General features: G+C 68.0%; 19 protein-coding genes and 1 pseudogene. 19 read left to right on the top strand and 1 reads right to left on the bottom strand.

Features of this window, described 5'->3' with window-relative positions:
• The first annotated feature begins 13 nt into the window (after positions 1-13).
• The 16 genes from BOX37_RS07285 (at position 14) to BOX37_RS07345 (ending at position 11,991) form a co-directional block, all read left to right on the top strand.
• The gene (locus BOX37_RS07285) at positions 14-853 is read left to right on the top strand and encodes a hypothetical protein (RefSeq protein ID WP_071926974.1); all 840 of its coding nucleotides are present in this window, start codon (positions 14-16) and stop codon (positions 851-853) included.
• Between the two features lie 114 nt (positions 854-967).
• Positions 968-1,642: a GntR family transcriptional regulator gene (locus BOX37_RS07290; RefSeq protein ID WP_071926975.1), complete on the top strand. Its 675-nt coding sequence runs from the start codon at positions 968-970 to the stop codon at positions 1,640-1,642.
• Positions 1,643-1,810: 168 nt separating this feature from the next.
• Complete coding sequence (locus tag BOX37_RS33750; protein WP_156910304.1) at positions 1,811-2,023, top strand: MerR family transcriptional regulator; 213 nt, start codon at positions 1,811-1,813, stop codon at positions 2,021-2,023.
• Positions 2,024-2,264: 241 nt separating this feature from the next.
• On the top strand, positions 2,265-2,414 hold the full coding sequence (locus BOX37_RS33755) for a hypothetical protein (protein ID WP_156910305.1): 150 nt from the start codon (positions 2,265-2,267) through the stop codon (positions 2,412-2,414).
• Entirely contained in the window at positions 2,411-2,818 is a 408-nt protein-coding gene (locus BOX37_RS07295; RefSeq protein WP_071926976.1) for a hypothetical protein, read from the top strand. The genes BOX37_RS33755 and BOX37_RS07295 overlap by 4 nt, the downstream gene beginning before the upstream one ends.
• Positions 2,815-3,138, top strand: coding sequence for a hypothetical protein (locus BOX37_RS07300; protein WP_071926977.1), 324 nt, complete (start codon positions 2,815-2,817; stop codon positions 3,136-3,138). Before BOX37_RS07295 ends, BOX37_RS07300 begins: the two co-directional genes overlap by 4 nt.
• Positions 3,135-3,557 carry an RRQRL motif-containing zinc-binding protein gene (locus BOX37_RS07305; protein WP_071926978.1) on the top strand — a complete coding sequence of 141 codons (423 nt, stop codon included), beginning with the start codon at positions 3,135-3,137 and terminating at the stop codon, positions 3,555-3,557. Before BOX37_RS07300 ends, BOX37_RS07305 begins: the two co-directional genes overlap by 4 nt.
• On the top strand, positions 3,554-4,333 hold the full coding sequence (locus BOX37_RS07310) for a hypothetical protein (protein ID WP_156910306.1): 780 nt from the start codon (positions 3,554-3,556) through the stop codon (positions 4,331-4,333). The genes BOX37_RS07305 and BOX37_RS07310 overlap by 4 nt, the downstream gene beginning before the upstream one ends.
• Positions 4,330-6,459, top strand: a complete 2,130-nt coding sequence (locus BOX37_RS07315) for a type IV secretory system conjugative DNA transfer family protein (protein ID WP_071926980.1) — start codon at positions 4,330-4,332, stop codon at positions 6,457-6,459. Before BOX37_RS07310 ends, BOX37_RS07315 begins: the two co-directional genes overlap by 4 nt.
• A gap of 30 nt (positions 6,460-6,489) precedes the next feature.
• Positions 6,490-7,008: a hypothetical protein gene (locus BOX37_RS07320; RefSeq protein ID WP_071926981.1), complete on the top strand. Its 519-nt coding sequence runs from the start codon at positions 6,490-6,492 to the stop codon at positions 7,006-7,008.
• The gene (locus tag BOX37_RS33760) at positions 7,008-7,154 is read left to right on the top strand and encodes a hypothetical protein (RefSeq protein ID WP_156910307.1); all 147 of its coding nucleotides are present in this window, start codon (positions 7,008-7,010) and stop codon (positions 7,152-7,154) included. Before BOX37_RS07320 ends, BOX37_RS33760 begins: the two co-directional genes overlap by 1 nt.
• A gap of 25 nt (positions 7,155-7,179) precedes the next feature.
• Entirely contained in the window at positions 7,180-9,282 is a 2,103-nt protein-coding gene (locus BOX37_RS07325) for a hypothetical protein (RefSeq protein ID WP_071926982.1), read from the top strand.
• A complete protein-coding gene (locus BOX37_RS07330; protein WP_071926983.1) occupies positions 9,279-10,340 on the top strand; it encodes a hypothetical protein in 1,062 nt (353 codons plus the stop codon). Before BOX37_RS07325 ends, BOX37_RS07330 begins: the two co-directional genes overlap by 4 nt.
• Positions 10,337-10,669, top strand: coding sequence for a hypothetical protein (locus BOX37_RS07335; RefSeq protein WP_071926984.1), 333 nt, complete (start codon positions 10,337-10,339; stop codon positions 10,667-10,669). Before BOX37_RS07330 ends, BOX37_RS07335 begins: the two co-directional genes overlap by 4 nt.
• The gene (locus BOX37_RS07340) at positions 10,666-11,460 is read left to right on the top strand and encodes a DUF2637 domain-containing protein (protein ID WP_084759470.1); all 795 of its coding nucleotides are present in this window, start codon (positions 10,666-10,668) and stop codon (positions 11,458-11,460) included. Before BOX37_RS07335 ends, BOX37_RS07340 begins: the two co-directional genes overlap by 4 nt.
• A gap of 87 nt (positions 11,461-11,547) precedes the next feature.
• Positions 11,548-11,991, top strand: coding sequence for a hypothetical protein (locus BOX37_RS07345; RefSeq protein ID WP_071926986.1), 444 nt, complete (start codon positions 11,548-11,550; stop codon positions 11,989-11,991).
• 1,325 nt (positions 11,992-13,316) lie between these two features.
• On the opposite strand, the gene BOX37_RS07350 is transcribed toward BOX37_RS07345, so the two are convergent.
• Positions 13,317-14,747: a recombinase family protein gene (locus BOX37_RS07350; protein WP_071926987.1), complete on the bottom strand. Its 1,431-nt coding sequence runs from the start codon at positions 14,745-14,747 to the stop codon at positions 13,317-13,319.
• Positions 14,748-14,775: 28 nt separating this feature from the next.
• On the opposite strand from BOX37_RS07350, the pseudogene BOX37_RS07355 reads away from it, so the two are divergent.
• The 3 genes and pseudogenes from BOX37_RS07355 to BOX37_RS07365 all read left to right on the top strand — a co-directional run.
• A pseudogene (locus tag BOX37_RS07355) lies at positions 14,776-14,961 on the top strand (MBL fold metallo-hydrolase); the annotation flags it as partial.
• Between the two features lie 222 nt (positions 14,962-15,183).
• Positions 15,184-15,792, top strand: coding sequence for a YdcF family protein (locus tag BOX37_RS07360; protein WP_240505386.1), 609 nt, complete (start codon positions 15,184-15,186; stop codon positions 15,790-15,792).
• A 6-nt stretch (positions 15,793-15,798) separates the two neighbouring features.
• The gene (locus BOX37_RS07365; protein WP_071926989.1) at positions 15,799-17,052 is read left to right on the top strand and encodes a deoxyguanosinetriphosphate triphosphohydrolase; all 1,254 of its coding nucleotides are present in this window, start codon (positions 15,799-15,801) and stop codon (positions 17,050-17,052) included.
• Positions 17,053-17,074: the final 22 nt, after the last annotated feature.

Genomic DNA, 17,074 nt, shown 5'->3' on the forward strand with positions numbered 1-17,074 from the left:
GCATAATAGTTGGATGACTGCCTTCACGCTGTCCCCGGATCGTCGCGACCAACTGGCCACGCTTCTCGCGGATGAGGGGAGGTTGCAGGCCGAGTATCCGAAGGTCGCTGAGTATCTGGATACCGCGGCCAGCCTGGCGGGTGGCGCCGATCCCGAGCAGGAGCGGCTGCTCGACCTGCGGATGCTGAACTTTCTGGCCGGAGGTGAGAGCGCGAATCCATACTGGGACGTCGTGGAACCGCTCGTCGGCGCTGGTGCGGATGGGCAGCGCCGGATTCCCGGCGACGGTGTGACCGGAAGTGCTCGACTCGGCTACGCGCAGACCGTCCTGCAGGAGACGTACGCGTACGCGGTGCCGTCGCCCGGGACGCTCGACTGGGTCGCCCGCATCGCCGGTGACCATGGGGTGTGTGAAGTCGGCGCTGGGCGCGGGTACTGGGCGGCGATGCTGGCGGCCCGCGGCGTGGACGTCCTCGCATTCGACTCCGAGCCGCCGGCGGATGCGGCGAATCCGTCGTTCCCGAACGCGCCGGGGAGGCGGGCGGCGTGGCACCGGGTTGCGGGGCTGGCGGAGCTCGAGCAGGCGTGGGAGTCGCAGCGCCTCGGTGAGCGGGTGCTGTTCCTGTGCTGGCCGCCCGGTTGGGGAGACTCGATGTCGGCGCGGACGTTGTGGGACTACGCCGAGGCCGGTGGTGAGCGGCTGATCGTCATCGGTGAGCCGAAAGGCGGCAAGACCGGGAGCGACGAGTTCTTCGACGAGCTGGCCGCCGGGTGGAGTCTCGAGTCGACAGACGACTCGTTTGTGTCCTGGTGGAACCTGGACGACGCCGCCCAATATTGGCAGTTGCGCTGACGGCGTATGACGCGGCCCGCGCACCGGGGGTATCGGTGTGTCGTCTTATCGGAGGTACATTCTCTGCGTATACGCAGGCGGTTTGCCTGTGGACGTGGACCGAGAGGGGTGCCGATGTCGGAGCCGAAGTATGTGGTGATCGCGAACAAGTACGCCGCGGACATCCGGAAGGGGGTGATACCCCCGAACGTGTGGCTACCCAGCCTGGCGGAGATCGCGCGCGAGAACGGGGTGTCGGAGATCGTTGCTCGGAAGGCGATCGGTCAGCTTCGGCGGTGGGGGCTGGTGAAGACGGTCGAACGCCGCGGGACGCTGGTCCTTGCGCAGTCCGACGACACCAGGATCTCGCCCGAGCGTCAGATGGAGAGCCCGGAGACGACCTACAACACCGAATCCGCCGGCGGCGACGAGGTGGTGGTCGATCGCGAGATTCGCGAGATCGCGGCCGACCAGGAGCTCGCCGAGACATTCGGTCTCGAGGTCGGCGCGACGCTGGTTCACGTGATCACTCGCGCGACGGAGGGCGGGCGACCGATTTCGATCTCCGACACCTTCCATCTGCCGGGGCAGTCTCCGCCGGAAGCCGATTTCCTCGAGGAGGAGCTATCGGAGCGGGCGCCCGCCGGTACCCACGCGGATTGGCTCGGCGTGCCGGTTGGCGAACCGATCATGACGGTCAAGCAGCGGTACCTCACCGCGGGTGATCGGCTGCTCATGATCTCCGATGTGTCCTACATTCCCGGTCGCTATCGCGCCTACTCGTTCCGGATGGCGCTGAGCCGAGAGTGATCCAAGGCCGGGTTTCCCGGCGCCCTTGTCAAGAGCCCTGATCGGTCCGCTGATCAGGGTTTTTTGCTGCTTCGAGCAGGTTGCGTATACGCAGCGCTTGAGCGTATACGCATCTGCGTATACGCTCGTGTGTATACACAGACCGCACAAGCAGAAGGAGTTGCAGAGATGCACACAGGGGACAGTTCGAGGACGACTCCCGATCTGATCGGGCTGCGAGATGCTGGCCTGCTCGCAGGCGGCGTGCACCCGACCACCGTTCGTCGGTGGACCAAGTCGGGTCTGCTCCAGGCGTTCCAGGTCGGCCCGCGGCTGATCAAGGTCGACCGCAACCAGGTGCTGGCGCTCACTCGCCCGCTGGCCGAGGACGGTGCCAAATGAGCGCGCCGGTTCGTCATCAGCGCAAGGCCGGTGGTCCAGCATTCGCCGCGCGATCGCAGGCAGCCGCGTGCGCCGCAAGTGTCAACGCGGATGACGGTCGCCGTACCCCGCGCACTGTGACGTTGGCGCCGGACGTGTGCGACTACCTGGACGAGATCGTTGCCCAGGCGCCCCCGATGTCTCCGCAGGCACGAGCCAAGCTCGCTGCGCTGCTGGGCCGTTCGGCTCGGAGGGCGGCGTAATGCGGGCCCGGACATTCGCGACCGCGGTCGCGCTGCTGTCGATTGGATCTCTGGCGCTGATCGCGCCGGATGCCCTCGGATTCATCCTCATGCTCGTCGGCGCCGTGTGGCTGTGGCGGTCGTCCAAGCGGTCGGGGGTCCGGCGATGAGCACCGAGCACGGCCAGGAGCCGTTCTACGACCCGGAAGATCTGCTGGACGAGCTGGATTCGATCATCGCGGCGCAGGCGATCTTGCAGAGGCGCACGGTCGCGTTGCAGGCCCGCTACGCAGCGTTGGAGCCGTACGCGGACCGATTCGACGAAATCGACCCGGAACGTGACTGGATTCCGCGCACGTTCGGCAGCGTGAACGTCGAGTCGACCGCGCGGGGCCTCGGCTACGCAGTCGGTCCGGCAGAGAGCTTCGCTGACTGGCTTGGGCACACCCGCGACAGCGCATCGAAGATTCGCGTGTACCCGCGTCCGGACCGCGCGCAGACCGAACGCGTGTCCGGTAACGCGATTGCGGATGCGATCACACGCAACGCCGACCGGGACGGCGTCGAGCGATGAACGGGCAGGGGAATGGCGCCCCGCGGTACCGCAGCCGGATCGACGATCGTGACCAGGTCGGTCGCAGTGCTCTGCAGTCGATGGGCGGTCCGGAGTTCGCCGGTGTCGGCGCGGTATACGCCCCGCTGAACCATCTGCCCGCGGGTTTGCGGTTGCTCGCGCTGGCGGCGTTGGTGGTCGTAGGGATGGTCGGCTGCTCGGTCGCGTGGGTTGACCAGCAGTCCTATGTCGAGTCGCCGAACATCTGCCGGGCGCACGAGGTCGAGCGCACCGATTGCGTGCACGTAGAACGTCGACCGGTCGAGCAGGTGCCGCGATGAGTGAGCCGATTCCGACCTACGAGTGGCGGACCGCGCCAGCGCATTTGCGGACCCGGCGCCAGTTGGCTGCTGAGGGTTTGCGCCCGAACGGCCAGGACATTGCTGGCCGGATCGTCCGCTCGCGTGGCAGTCGCAAGGAACCGCTGGTGGCGCACCTTTTCGACGTCGAGAAGGCCGCGCCGAAGCGCCAGCCGAGCGAGGCACAGCTCCAGGCGCTGGCGAAGGCCACCCGCGAGCACCAGCTCCGGGCGGCAGAACGCCGAGGCGTGGACCGCGCCGAGTTCGACGAGCCGAGCACCGGAGATCCCGGACCGGCATGGACAGCGCCGACCAGTGCGCTCGCGAGCTACTCGCCCTCGGGCAATGCCGTGGCCGCGGCGCTGGCACGAACTACCGATCGAGAAGGGATGGAGAGATGAGCTTTCGGCTCTCACCGCGCGATATGGCCGGTCTCACGATCCTGGCCGAGATGTACGGCGCCCCAATGGATGTGGTTGGCGAGATGCTGGGCGTGAGCAGTTCCCGGACCTATCGCATCGTGGCGAAGTGGTCGGCGGCCGGGATGATCAGCGACCGGCGACCGCGGCCGGTGCTCGGTCCGGCGTGGATCTTCCCGACGAAGTCGACGGCCGAGGCGCTGCTGGATCGGCCGGTGCGCTACTGGGTGCCCACGCCGAAGATGGCCGCGCACACCAAGGCCGTGTTCCAGCTGCGGCTGGCGCTGACCGGGATGGACCTGGACCGGTGGATCTCGGAGCGCACGCTGCGCGCCGATGTCGGGATGGTGAAGGCGGGGCAGCCTCGCCCGCACATTCACGACGGCCGCTTCTACAACTCCGCTGGGGATCTGTGGGCGGTCGAGGTCGAGCTGACCCCGAAAAGCATTGCCGCGGCGCGTAGCGCGGTGTTCCAGGCGGTGCGGGCCGCTCAGTCGGCCGAGTGCGTGGGCCTGACCTACTACTGCCGCGGTGAGGCGGTCAAGACGGTGATCCGGACCGCCGCGAACGGCATGGACACCGACAGCGGGCCGCGGCTGCGGCTGGTGGATCTGGACGGGTTTCTGGCCAAGCAGAAGGCCGATTCGTCCTCTCCCGACCTGCGACCCGGGCTCCGGGTGATCGCGGGCGGCGCCGCTGATCACGAAAACACCCAGGTCACAGACCGAACCGAGAATGGAAAGGCGGTGTCGCAATGAGCTGCACCCCGATGATCACCCCGGCTGATTGCGCGCCGTACGCGCCGACGCCGGTCCTGTCCGCCCAGCCGACCCCGGCGAACTCGCCGGAGATCCACGTCGAGCCGACGATGCCGCCGGTCGGCCTGGACACCGACCCGATCGGCTGGATCCCGAACCTGAGTGAGATCTCCCTCGACGGTGTCGCCGATGGCGCGTTGCTGATGGCGGCGTGTGTGGTGGCGGTGCTGGTGATGGTGGCGATGATCCTGGTCCCGGCGACCGCGCTGGCGTGGCAGCCGACCAAGCTGCGTAACTGGATGATCGGGTCGCTGTTGGCGATGCCGGGTGCGGCCGCGTTGTGGGCGTGGGATGTGCTGGCGCCGGGCACGATGGCGACCGAAGCCAGCCGTCAGTTCATGGACGGCCAGTACGCGGCCGGCCTCTTGGGCATGGCCGTGATCCTGGTGCCGGTCGCGTGGATGACCGCGACGATCGCGCACACCAACCGGCGGGTGCAGCTGGCCACGGTCGGACTCAAGTCCCCGGCACGCACCGAGCGGGCACTGTGGGCCCAGGCGCAGCGCGAGCAGCGTGCCGCGGCGCGCCTGTCGCGGCGGCGTCTGCCCTTCACCAGTGGCTACTGGAGCCCGCAGCTGGTGATCGGGCGCCTGTCCTCGCAGACCGACCAGGCACCGCCCAAGAGCTTGTGGCGGATGCTGTTGGGCCGCACCGAGACCCGGTTGTTGCTGCCCTGGATCAATGTGGCCGAGCACATGACCACCGTGGCCTCCAGCGGTTCGGGCAAGACGACGCTGATGCTGCGCGTGCTCGTGTCCTGGTTCGTGACGACCTGGACCCGGCATCGGCAGTGGTGGCGTGCTGATCGGCCCGGTCGCCCGCTGGTGATCATCGTCGACTGCAACGGTGGCCCCGAGAGCCGCAAGGTCGCGGTCCGGATGCGCACGTGGTTCACCGCCCTGGGCGTGCGTCCGGAGCGGTTCGGCACCTTCCCCGACGATGTGTCGCTGGGCATGTGGCCCCAGGCCGACTTCGGCACCAAGCCCGCCGAGGTGCAGAAGGAGATCGTGCAGGATCTGCGGTCGATCCTGTCGGCGATGATCTCGGGCGGCTCGACGCCGACCACCGACACCGAGCGCTACTTCCACGAGATCCGCGAGACCCTGATCCACCTGATCGTGGATGCTCCGGCGCGGGTCGAGCTGATCGACGGCACCCCGACCCCGATCGGGTCGAACCCGCCGCGTAGCTGGCTGGATTTCCTGTCGCGGTTCAACGTCGAGGTGCTCTCGAAGCTCTGGGGCGGCGAGGCCGGGGCGAGCCCGTGGCCGGGCGTGCCCGGGATCGACATGGAGATCGCGTCGACGATCGACGGCAAGCAGCCGGTCATCAACTCCGCGCGCGCCGAGTTCGCGAACCTGTACCGGTCCCTCGGGTCGGCGTTCGACGGCGACAAGGAGCTGACCGACTTCGATGTCATCTACATCGTGTTGGAGGGTGTGAAGACCCCCGACCGGGCGCGTAGCCAGTTCGGTGCGCTGGGAACGATGTTCGAGCAGCTTGCTGACAAGCAGCACGGCCGCACGTCGCTGATGGTGGTCGACGAGTTCTCCGCGGTGTCGGACGGCAAGACCCGCGCGGTGAAGTGGGTCGAGCGCCTGCGTAAGGCCGGGATCGGGTCGTGGTGGATCGCGCAGTCCTGGCAGGGCCTGGGCCACGACGACGACAACCGCACCGCGCTGGTGTCGGCGGCTTCGGGTGGTTCGCTGCTGGGCCGGTCCACCGATCCGGAGACCCTGGCCAAGATCTACGGCACCCGCCCCAAGTTCGAGCTGTCGCGGAAGTTGATCAGCGGCAACGCCGCCGGTGACGAGGGCAACGTGCAGTCCGGCGACCAGTTCCTGGTCCCGCCGAACAAGTTGCGCGCAATGCAGAAGGGCGACGTGGTCCAGGTCGCGGGCGGGCGGGCCCGCTTCGGGCGGGTGTCCCCGCTCGACGACGCCGAACTGTCCCGGATCCGGCCGCTGCTGGGGCTCAACAAGTTCACCGGTCCCACCGAGAGTGCCGACACCGATTCCGGTGATCTGGCGCCGGTGATCGACATGTCCAAGCGCCGCAGCGCCTGAAACCAGCAGCAGGACAAGGAGTTACGACCAATGGCTATCCCGAATCCACTACCCGATCCCGAGGACCACGGCGAGGAGCTGGGCGGGCGCAGCGCCGCGGCGAAGGCCCACGAGCAGTCCGTGCTCGACCAGCTCGCCGCCGACATGACCGGCACCGCCGCCGAGAAGCTCGCCGCCCAGCTCGTCCCGGTCATCCCCGATGGCGGCCAGGTCGGCCGCACTGTCGCCCCGCACGTGCCGCGTGTGACGAAGGCCCGTGACTGGACGCGGATCTGGGGACCGGCCATCGCCGGAACCGCAGTCGCGGGAACCGCGGTGACGGTGCTGCCGCTGCCCGGTCCGCTGGCCCTCTACGTGCTGGCCATCGCGGCTTTCGGGTGGTGGCACTGCGCTGGGCGCCCTGGCGCGATCGAGACCGCCCAGATGGCCTACTACGCGGCTGTCGACACCGGCAGCTGGATCCGCCGGCATATCGAGGCCCTGGCGCACCGTCGCGCCCGCTACGAGACCCGCCGCACAAACACCAACCCAACCAAGAAGGAGAAGTGATGCCCGACAACAACATCCAGGGTTCGTGCCGCCGCCAATGTCCGCCCGATGAGTGCTACTGCGCCGAGCCGACCTACCGCGACGCCAACTCCGTTTGCGCCAGCTGCGGTGGCCATGACGGCGACTGCTACTGCGACGAGTTCTAACCCATCCACAAGAAGGAGATTGAAAATGTTCACACTTCACGACAACAACAGCGGTGGTCACGCCGATGGCCCCGCGGTCGAGGACGAACTGACCCGCAGCACCGGCAAGGCGCTGGGATCGATCATGGCCGCGGCCCGGATGTGGATCCACAACCAGCGTGGACGCAAGGTCGGGGACACGGTGCCCAAGCTCTCGCGCAAGGAGCGCAAGGAGCTGGCCGAGACGATCCAGGCCCAGGTCGGCGAGCAGAAGGTCGCCGCGGCTTGGTACTCCAAGCGAGTCGATGACTACCGCTTCGAGGTCCTCGCCGCGCATGCCCGACGCAACGAGCCCGGCTACACCCCCGCTGACATCGACCGCGACGACGCGCGGCTGGCCGGTATCCGGTACTCGATCGAGTCGACCCTGCACGAGCAGCAATCGCTGCCGATCGAGCGGCGCGGCCAGGTCGCGCTGGCGTTGAGCGAGGCCGACCGCAACCCCGCCCAACCGCATGGCGCGGTGTTCACGCCGATGAACGCCGAGCAGGAGCGCACAGCCAGGGCGGTCGCGGTGCAGTCCGAGACCTGGGTGGCCGGTCGGCGGGAGCACAACGCCCGCTTGGTGGCCGAGCAGCGCGAGCAGGCGGCCAAGCGCGCCGAGGCCCGCCGCGAGCAGCGTCCGCCCCGGGCTTACGACGAGCTCAACGACCGCCAGCGCAACGCGGTGCAGCGCCTGCGCAGCGCTCACCTGGGTGTGAACCGGTCCGGCCAGACACTCGATCCCGAGATCGCCGAGCAGGCGCGCCAGACCACACAGGAGGCGGCGTACGCGGCCGGTTTGTCTCGTCGCGAGATCGGCCACGAGATCGACTACATGGCCGAGCACACCAGCTACACCGCGACCTACGGCGTGCCCGGTGGTGTCCAGGTCCGCAACCACTACCCGGTCCGTGAGGAAGCGATCGAGCAGACAGCGCGGGAGATGGGTCGCGATCAGCGCCTGTCGCAGGATGCGGCGGTGTTCGTCGCAGTGGAGTCTCGTCCCACCGGGCTCGCCGCCGATGATGTGCAGCGCCGCAGTGCGATGGGTCCACGGGATGAGGCGATCAGCGCGGTCGCGCGCTGGTCGCGTGAGCACGAGGTCGAGTACGCGGTCGCCGAGCCGCACGAGGTCGCGGTAGCGCGGATCGAGCCGGGGACCGGCAAGGTGCTGTCCAGTGAGATCGCCACGGTCGGCAGCGAGGCCGCCGCCATGGATTACGCACATGCCAGCGTCGACAGTGCGGCATCGAGTGCGGCCCGGATGCGGGTCGAGGTCACCGATCCACGGGAGCCGGGAACCCCGCGGTATGAGAACTATGGGCTGCCCAAGACGTTGGCCGCGGATCTGGCCGATCATCGTGTCGGTGCACGCGAGCGGCTGCTCGGTGAGGCCGAGCTCGACCAGATGGACCTGGCCCGCGAGCACGCGAGCCTGCGCCAGCGTCACAGCCTCTCGATCGAGCACAACGGGGAGCTGACCGACCGCAACGCCGATCTGACACGGCAGCTGGCCACGATGATCGCCGAGCGCGATCAGGCGCTGGCTGACCGGGATCGGTTCCGCGGGGAGCGTGACGAGGCGGTGCACAAGCTCGCCGAACGGGCTCCTGCCAAGGAGCGGTTCGGCAGCCCCGAGCGTCAGGCCGCGGCTGTCCGTGAGACCTCGGCCCCGTCGAGGCCCGCCCAGGAACGTGCTGCGGCACCGGAACCGGAGCGGCCCGTTCGTGACGTGATGATCACCGACCTCGCTCCGGAAGTTCGGCAGATGCTCGCGGACGAAATGCTCGCTGCCTACGAGAACACGGATTCGCCGGTGGTCCGTGAGCAGCTGGCCCGGCAGGGAGATTCCGAGACCCTCAGGGAGGGGTTGGACAAGTTCTCCGGCTGGTGGTTGACCGAGGGGGTGGTGCGGTACCGCGCGGAGCGGCAGGCCGAGGCCGGGGCCGCGAAAGACGCTGAGCGTGTGGCCGAGTCGGCTCGGGAAGCGTCGGTGCCGGTGTTCAGCGGTGTCGCCGAGCAGTCGAGCGGCGTGGCGGCTTCGTCGGGTAATGCCCTGGCCGATGCCCTGGCACGCCAGACCGAGCGCGACGGGATGGAGCGATGAACCACGAGAACGAGCTCGACGACCCGTTCATCGCCCGCTACGCCGACCGGATCGACGACGAGACCGAGGTGTTGTGGCGGGCCGATTTCGCCCGCGCGCAGGACTACTACGACCGCGGTTACGACGAGGACGCCGCCTTGCTGCCCGAAGCCCGCGCGATCGACGCCCTGTGGTCCTCAGACCCCGAGGTCGGGCCCCGGTGGCGTGAGCTCACCGAGATCCACGACGCCTGGATCCACGCCCCCGAGGCGATGACCAGGGCCCACGAAGTGTTCATGCCGGGCGGATTGCAGCCGCCCGACATGAACGACACCCGGTGGTCATCGCACATGCAAGCACGCGAGATGACCGGCCACGGCGCCTGGCCCGGCTTCGAACCCACCCACTCCATGAGCAGCAACGAAAGGCACGAACCAATGACCGAGACTACCGACCGCAACGACCGGGCCGACGAGGTCACCGCCGAGTCCGAGTCCGACACCGAACAGCTGATGCGCGCGGACTTCACCCACTGGGCCGCGGTCGGCTACCACCGCGATCCCGACGACTACGACCCGGCCGATCAGATGGACCTCACCGAGCTTTCGTCGACCTGGATCAACCACGGTGAGGACCGGTGGCTCCAGGAATGGGTGACCCTGTCAGGCGCCTACCTGGACTACCGGTACGACGGTGCCGAGGCCGCCGACGCCAAGCGGGCCCAGCTGGGCGAGACTCTCGGCCCCGTCGCTGCCCGCAGTTGGGATCAGGCCCGCGACCTGGCGGTCAACGGTATCGAGCACGACGAGCTGGGCCTGGTCGCCAACCACTACGTGACCCGGATGCCGTACGAGCGCGGCGAGGAGATCCGCGACGCGCAGCCCACGTTCCAGCACGTTCACAACATCAACGGGTATCCGTCCAGCGACGCCTCCCGCAACTGTCCGGACAAGCCGGTTCCGTCCTTCGGCGCCAGCGTGGCGGCCCGGACCAGTGCGCTGGCCGACTACCAGGGGCACGGCAACGCCATCGCCGCGGCGATGGACCGCCAGGCCGAGCGGGCAGGGGTCGAGCGGTGAGCGCCGCGGCCGAGTCGACGATGCCCGCGACGGCCAGCGTCGTCGTTGTCGAGCGCGACCAGGCCGACCTGGCCCCGGTGATCGCGCTGCACCCGATGCAGCGGCCCGAGATCGGCACCGAGCAGACCGATCTACTCGCCCGGATCGCCGAGCTGGAAGCGCGGGTCGCCGATCTGCAGGACCGTAACCGGGAGCTTGCCAGCGATCTGGACAACGCCCTGGATCAGTTGTCCGGGCACGCCTTGCACGACGAGCAGGAGCGCTTGGTGCACGCCCCGACGTGGAGCCCGTGGACAGCGTCCATGAGCCAGGAAGGACACCAGCGATGAACCGTACAGCCGCTGTACAGCCCGTCCACCGTCCGTCTACCCGGCGGATGGACGCCGCCGAACTGACCGCGATGGCGATGACGATCGTGATCGGACTCGGCGCGTTCGTCTGGTCGTTCGCGGCCCTGACCGAGTTGTCGGTGATGGCCGGTATCGACCCGCGTCTAGCGTGGGTCGGCCCGATCTTCGTCGACGGAGCAATTGTCCAGTCCGCTGTAGCCCTGGTTTCACTGCAGCGCAGAGCCCGCCAAGGCGTCACGATCCCCGCGGCGACGAAGTGGTTCTTCTGGACCGAGCTGTTCGCCGCCGAACTGATCTCGGTGGTCGGAAATGGTCTCCACGCTGCGGAATCCGGACAGCGGATCCTGCCCGCAGCCATCGCTGCCGGTGTCGCCGGTGCGGCTCCGCTGTTCGGTTTGGCTGCCACGCACGGGTTGTCGGCCCTGATCGAGGTCCCGCGCGCTCCCGAGCTGCCTCAGGCCGCGCCCGAGTTCGGTTCGGCGCGACTGGACAGCGATTCGACACCGGTAGACGCGGTGTGGACAGCGCTGGACACTGACCGGACAGCACTGGACAGCGGGGCGACACCGGTTGTCGAGGCCCTGGACACCGCACCGGAGCCGGAGTCGATCGCCGACCGCGACACCGAGATCCTGCGCCGCCGCGCGGCGGGGGAGTCCACACGCACGATCGGCGCCGCGGTCGGTCTGTCGCACTCCCGCGTCGCGCAGATCATCGCCGCCGCCGAGACCGACGACGACACGGGGGAGGTGCTGAGCCTGGTTCGCTGACCGATCGCTACCGGGACAGGCAGTGAGCCTGCCCCGGTAGCCCAACCATCTCCGAAACACGCTCCACACGAACGAAGGACACACACCATGACCAACGCTTTGACCGACCTGGACCAGATCAACGCCGAGCTGATGACCGGCAGCGCCCGCAACCCGTTCGGCCGCGACGTCGCCCCCGGCGACGGAGTCAGCGGCGAGATCATCGCCGTGATCCGCCGCCACCGCCACAACAGCCAGGGCCAGCCGCTGTTCTGGGTCAACCGCCGCCCGCAGGTCGCCGCGACCGGTGACCCGGTGATCGACTCGCAGCTGATCCTCGAGACCGACGACCGCGCCGACGACGAAGACGACGGCCTGGCAGCGGTCACCATGGACCGTGACGTCCAGCGCGCGATCCGCGCCGGCGTGCGCCGGGCCCGCGCCAACGGCGTCGCGATCGGCGGACGGCTCGACGGCCTACTGTTCGTCGGCCCGGCCGAGGGCGGCAACGGCCGCGTCTACGACCTGGGCAGCTACACCCCGCCCGCGTAAGTCCGCCGCGCAGCACCACCAGGAGCCCCTGGCCCGTGATCGGGTCGGGGGCTCCGTCGCGTTCCGGCCCGCCCGGCTCGGGATGTACTGCCGCACGAGCTTCGCTCGCTTGCCTCCAAGGATCAGCCTGCCGCGGTTCGGCGGTTGGGCTTGTTCCCCAACTGTTCCTCTGGCCCTTCCTCCGAAGGCTTCACGAGCACGGACGGTGGGTTGCTCAAGGGTGGCCGTAGGCCATCGGCGCAGCCGACGCGACGAAGGAGCGCCCTTGAACTGCCCGCCGTCCGTGCTCACGCTGTCACGCCGAGGAAGGGCGATCTTCTCGTGGTTTCGGCGGTCCGGTATTCGATCTTGGTGTGGATCGAAGGCGCGAAAACCGCGCGACTATCTGGCGAATATCTAGCACCTGTGGGGTGCTAGATATTCGCGGTCTCAACCACCACCCCATCCATCCCGTGAGCTGCGGTTAAGGGCGGGATTTCTGCTCACTCCCCACCCCCACCCAGTTCGACATCTCATCACCCACTGCGTGTCCAATGAGATGTCGAACTGGGTGGGGGTGGGGAGCAATCAGAAATCAAAGAACAAGTGAGGGATGGATGGGGTGGTGGTTGAGAGAAAAAGAAGTGGTTGGGTTGGGAGTACATCGGCGGGTTTGCGAGTGGGTTGCGTTGGGAGTCGGTGACGGTGGTGCTGTCAGGTGCGCGAGGCTGCGGTTTAGGGCCGCGGCTGTGGTGGCAGGTGGTGGAGTAGCGCGTGTACCGGTGGGTGCGTGGTGCGCTGGCTGGTGAGGGTGGTTCCTCGAGGTGACGCGAGTCAGGTCCCGGAGCGGGTATCGCGAGCTACGCTCGCGCGGATCTTCGCGGAGCGTGGTGTTTGTCCCTCTCGGCGTGGCCTGATCTGAGGGCTATCACCTCGGCAACGAGCATCAAGGGCGCCTGCGGCGTCGCTACGCGATGGCTGCGCCACCCTTGACGCCCGCCGCCGTGGTGATCGTGTGGCCCTCAGGCCACACCGAGAGGGACAAACACCACACAGACCAGCCGCCGCGCAGACCGGAGATCACGGCCGATGGCCGTGGAAGGGCATTCCGCTCGCCGCGGGGGCAGGCCGCCCAAAAGGGGTGGGCTACGAAACGCCTGTTTGGGTCTGTCGGCCGCGGCCTTCCCCTCAGCAATCTTTGAGCAGCGAAGCCAGTTATCAGCTGGCGATTCTCCGACCGTCATTGAGAGAAGTTCGCGAATTCGCCGCGACTACCGCGCACGCCGATCTGTTTATTTGTGCTGGTCAGCTCTGTAGTGGAGCGTACCGAAACCTCTAGGCGGAGATCATGGTTGGCTCTCGGACGCATTCCAGTCGATACGGACATACTGCGGTTTGAAGCCCGGTCCACCTCGAGCCGGGAGGAGCGTCACGCGGACGTCCAGTGCTTGAAGAACCGCAATTCGCTGCGTGACAGCAAGACTGTCCCAAACTTCGCGCGTATCACCAGCGGTGATTTCCGAAACCAGCGTGCTGTCCAATCCTGCTGTGGCTCGGCTCGCGTCTGCCTCGGCGGCTGACAGTTCGGGCTTCAGCTTTGCGGTGATTCGTGCGAGCTGCTGGGCGTCGATTTCACCGTCCGCGAAGGCATCTGCGGCGCTGTCCAGCCGGGATCGGATCGCATCGACACGGATGCGAGCATCACGACCCGCGGTGTCGTCGCTGCTCACGAAGAGGTCTCGCGCGTCCTCGCGTGCCAGTCGGGCGCAGATCACCGAGGCGACGAATTCGTCGACCCACTCGACTCGTCGTCCGACACAGCCCTGCGGCGTGTCGCAGCAATACAAGATGTGCGGGCCCCCTCGATTGACGACACGCAGGATCGACCCGCACTTTCCGCAGCGGCCGATACCGAAACTGAGGAGGTGTCGGCGGGCGCCTCCCTTGGTTGTCACCCGGGTCGGGTCGGTCAGTAGCGCTGTCACGCGGTCGTGGGCATCTCGGTCGACGATCGCGGGCCATGCTGCCGGATACTCCTGTCCGCGGTGCGTCCGGATCGCGACATTCATCTTGCGCAGAGCCAGCTTGCGCACTGTCGACGACATCCACTTTCCCTTCCCCGAGGGTGTGGGGGTGCCTGAGGCGTTCAGTTCTCGGACAACGTGATTCATCGACAGACCGGCCAAGAGGTCGGCCACGATGCCCCTGACCACGTCGGCGGCGATGGGATCTTCGACGTCTTCCCAGCTGATCATGTTGCCTGCGGAATCTCGTTGGTAGACACGCGTCCATCCGTATGCGTGTGAACCATTCGCCCGGCCTTCCTCTGCACGCTGCTTGGCAGCGCGGGCAATTCGTTCGCTTTTGATCTCGGACTCCGCAGAGTCGAACTCGCCAAGGATGCCCGCGTACATACGTCCGGCTGCCGAGGTCAGGTCGATATCGGACCCCTTGACCAGGGCGATTCCGACTCTGGCCTTCGCGAGGACCTCGATCGCGTGCGCTCGCTCCTTCCGGTTACGCCAGAGCCTTGACAGGCCGTAGGCGACGATGAAATCGAACTCGCCACGAACTGCGGCTTCGAGCATCGCGTCGTAGTTCTGCCGAAATCGAGCGCCCAGCACTGAGACATCGTTGTCGATATAGGTACCGACAACCTCCCACCCCCGGGCCTTGGCGAGCTGCTCAGAGTCCTCTCGCTGGCGCGTCACGCCCCGCTCAGTGCTGCGCGGGTCCTCCGATATGCGGCAGTAGATCGCGGCTTTGATGATGGCCATGGCTCATCTTATCCGCTATCGACCGTTGCTATTCCCCGGCGGCGTCGGCAAAACCCACAACCCCGCCGACTTCGACACCCTCCTCACCGACGTCACCACCAAACTCTTCGACCGCTACCCCGACGACACCGTCGTCCACCCCGGCCACGGCGACGACACCACCCTCGGCACCGACCGCCCGAACCTGCCCGAGTGGCGCGAACGCGGCTGGTGAGTCCCAGCGAGCCTCATCCAGCTCGGCGCACGTCATCTTCCACGCGTGGACGCTCTCGTCGAGGAGTTCACCGGACCGGAACCGGCCGGTGACCGCTGGCATCATCGGGCGTAGGGGCGACCTGGCAGACTGATCAGGATGAAGTCGGGTTTCTCGCGAACGGCAGCACCTGCGGCGAATTCCCGGCATCCGCGCGGGCTCGTTTCCTCGATCTCGGTGTGGATGGCCCGGTTGATCGTCGGCGCTGTGCTGATGGGGTTGATTCTGGTCGCCGGAACCGCGGTCCGGGTGTGGCAGGTGGCCCGGATCGACAACTACACCCCCGCCGACGCGATCGTGGTACTCGGCGCGGCCCAGTACTCCGGGACGCCGTCGTCGGTGTTCGAGGCCAGGCTGTACCAGGCGGGCCGGCTCTATGAGGCCGGGGTCGCGCCGATGGTGATCACCGTCGGCGGCAAACAGGAGGGCGACCTCTACACCGAGGCCGCCTCGGGCAAGCGCTACCTCGAGAACGCGGGCGTGCCCAGCGATCACATCCTCGCCGTGGAAACCGGCTCCGACACCCTGCGCAGCATCGAAGCCGTCGCCGACGCCATGGGCGCGCGCGGGATGTCATCGGCCGTACTCGTCTCCGATCCGTGGCATTCACTGCGGACCCGGACGATGGCACGCGACGCCGGTCTGCGCGCGTGGACCGCACCCACCCGCACCGGTCCGGCCGTCTACACCAGGGAATCGCAGTTCCACGGCATCGCCCGCGAAACCGGCGCGCTGCTGTGGTATCAGCTCACCCACTTCTCGGCAGATTTCTCTTACACGGCGGGACAGTGAGATCCGATGACCGACAGCTACACCCCGCACGACCGGGAACGCATGGTCCACGAACCGGGCAAGACCGCGTGGCCCGGCGCCGCGGACCGCGGCCACCGCAGTGAGTTCTCCCGCGACCGCGCCCGCGTCCTGCACTCCGCCGCCCTGCGCCGCCTCGCCGACAAGACCCAGGTCATGGGCCCGCGCGAGGGCGACACCCCGCGCACCCGCCTCACTCATTCACTCGAGGTCGCCCAGATCGGGCGCAGCATCGCCGACGGTGTCGGCGCCGACCCCGACCTGGTCGACCTGGCCGGGCTCGCCCACGACATCGGCCACCCGCCCTACGGCCACAACGGTGAACGCGCGCTCGACGAATTCGCCGACGAGTACGGCGGTTTCGAGGGCAACGCGCAGAACCTGCGCATCCTGACCCGCCTCGAACCCAAGGTCCTCGACGCGGCGGGGGAGAGCGCCGGGCTCAACATCACTCGCGCCGCCCTCGACGCCACCATCAAATACCCGTGGGGCAGAAGCGGTTCCGGCACCAAGTTCGGCGCCTACGACGACGACCTCGAACGCCTGGCCTGGGTCCGCAAGGACGCCCCCGAGCGCGTCCAGAGCCTGGAATGCCAGATCATGGACTGGTCCGACGACGTCGCCTACTCCGTGCACGACGTAGAAGACGGCGTGATCGTCGGCCGCATCGACCTGCGCGCCCTGGCCGACCCCGCCGAGCAAGCCGCACTCGCCGAACAGGGCCACGGCCAGCACCCCGACCAGTCGATCGAGGCGCTCGCCGCCGCCGCCCAGCGGCTGTCCGAACTCGACGTGGTAGCCGATGCCGTGGACTACGACGGCACCTTCGCGTCCTCGGTCGCGTTGAAGCGGCTCACCAGCGAGCTGGTCGGCCGCTTCGCGACGGCGGCCATCGCGGCCACCCACGAGCGCTACGGCCCCGGCCCGCTCATCCGCTACGAGGCCAACCTGGTCGTGCCGCCGATCGTGGCCGCCGAGGTCGCCGTGCTCAAGACCGTCGCCCTGCGCTACGTGCGCTCCGACCGCGGCCACCTGGCCCGCCAGCAGACCCAGCGCGAGCGCGTGCAGGCCGTCGCCGACCGCCTGCTCACCACCGCGCCGGCTCACCTCGACGACCAGATGCTGCCCTGGTGGAACGCCGCCACCGACGACCCCGCCCGCGTGCGCGTGGTGATCGACCAGATCGCCTCCTACACCGAGAGCCGCTTCGAGCGCGTCGCCGCCTCGCTGGACTGCCGCTGAGCCCGACCGACTAGACTTCCCA

Origin of the sequence: Nocardia mangyaensis (assembly GCF_001886715.1) — a bacterium.
Classification (GTDB): domain Bacteria; phylum Actinomycetota; class Actinomycetes; order Mycobacteriales; family Mycobacteriaceae; genus Nocardia; species Nocardia mangyaensis.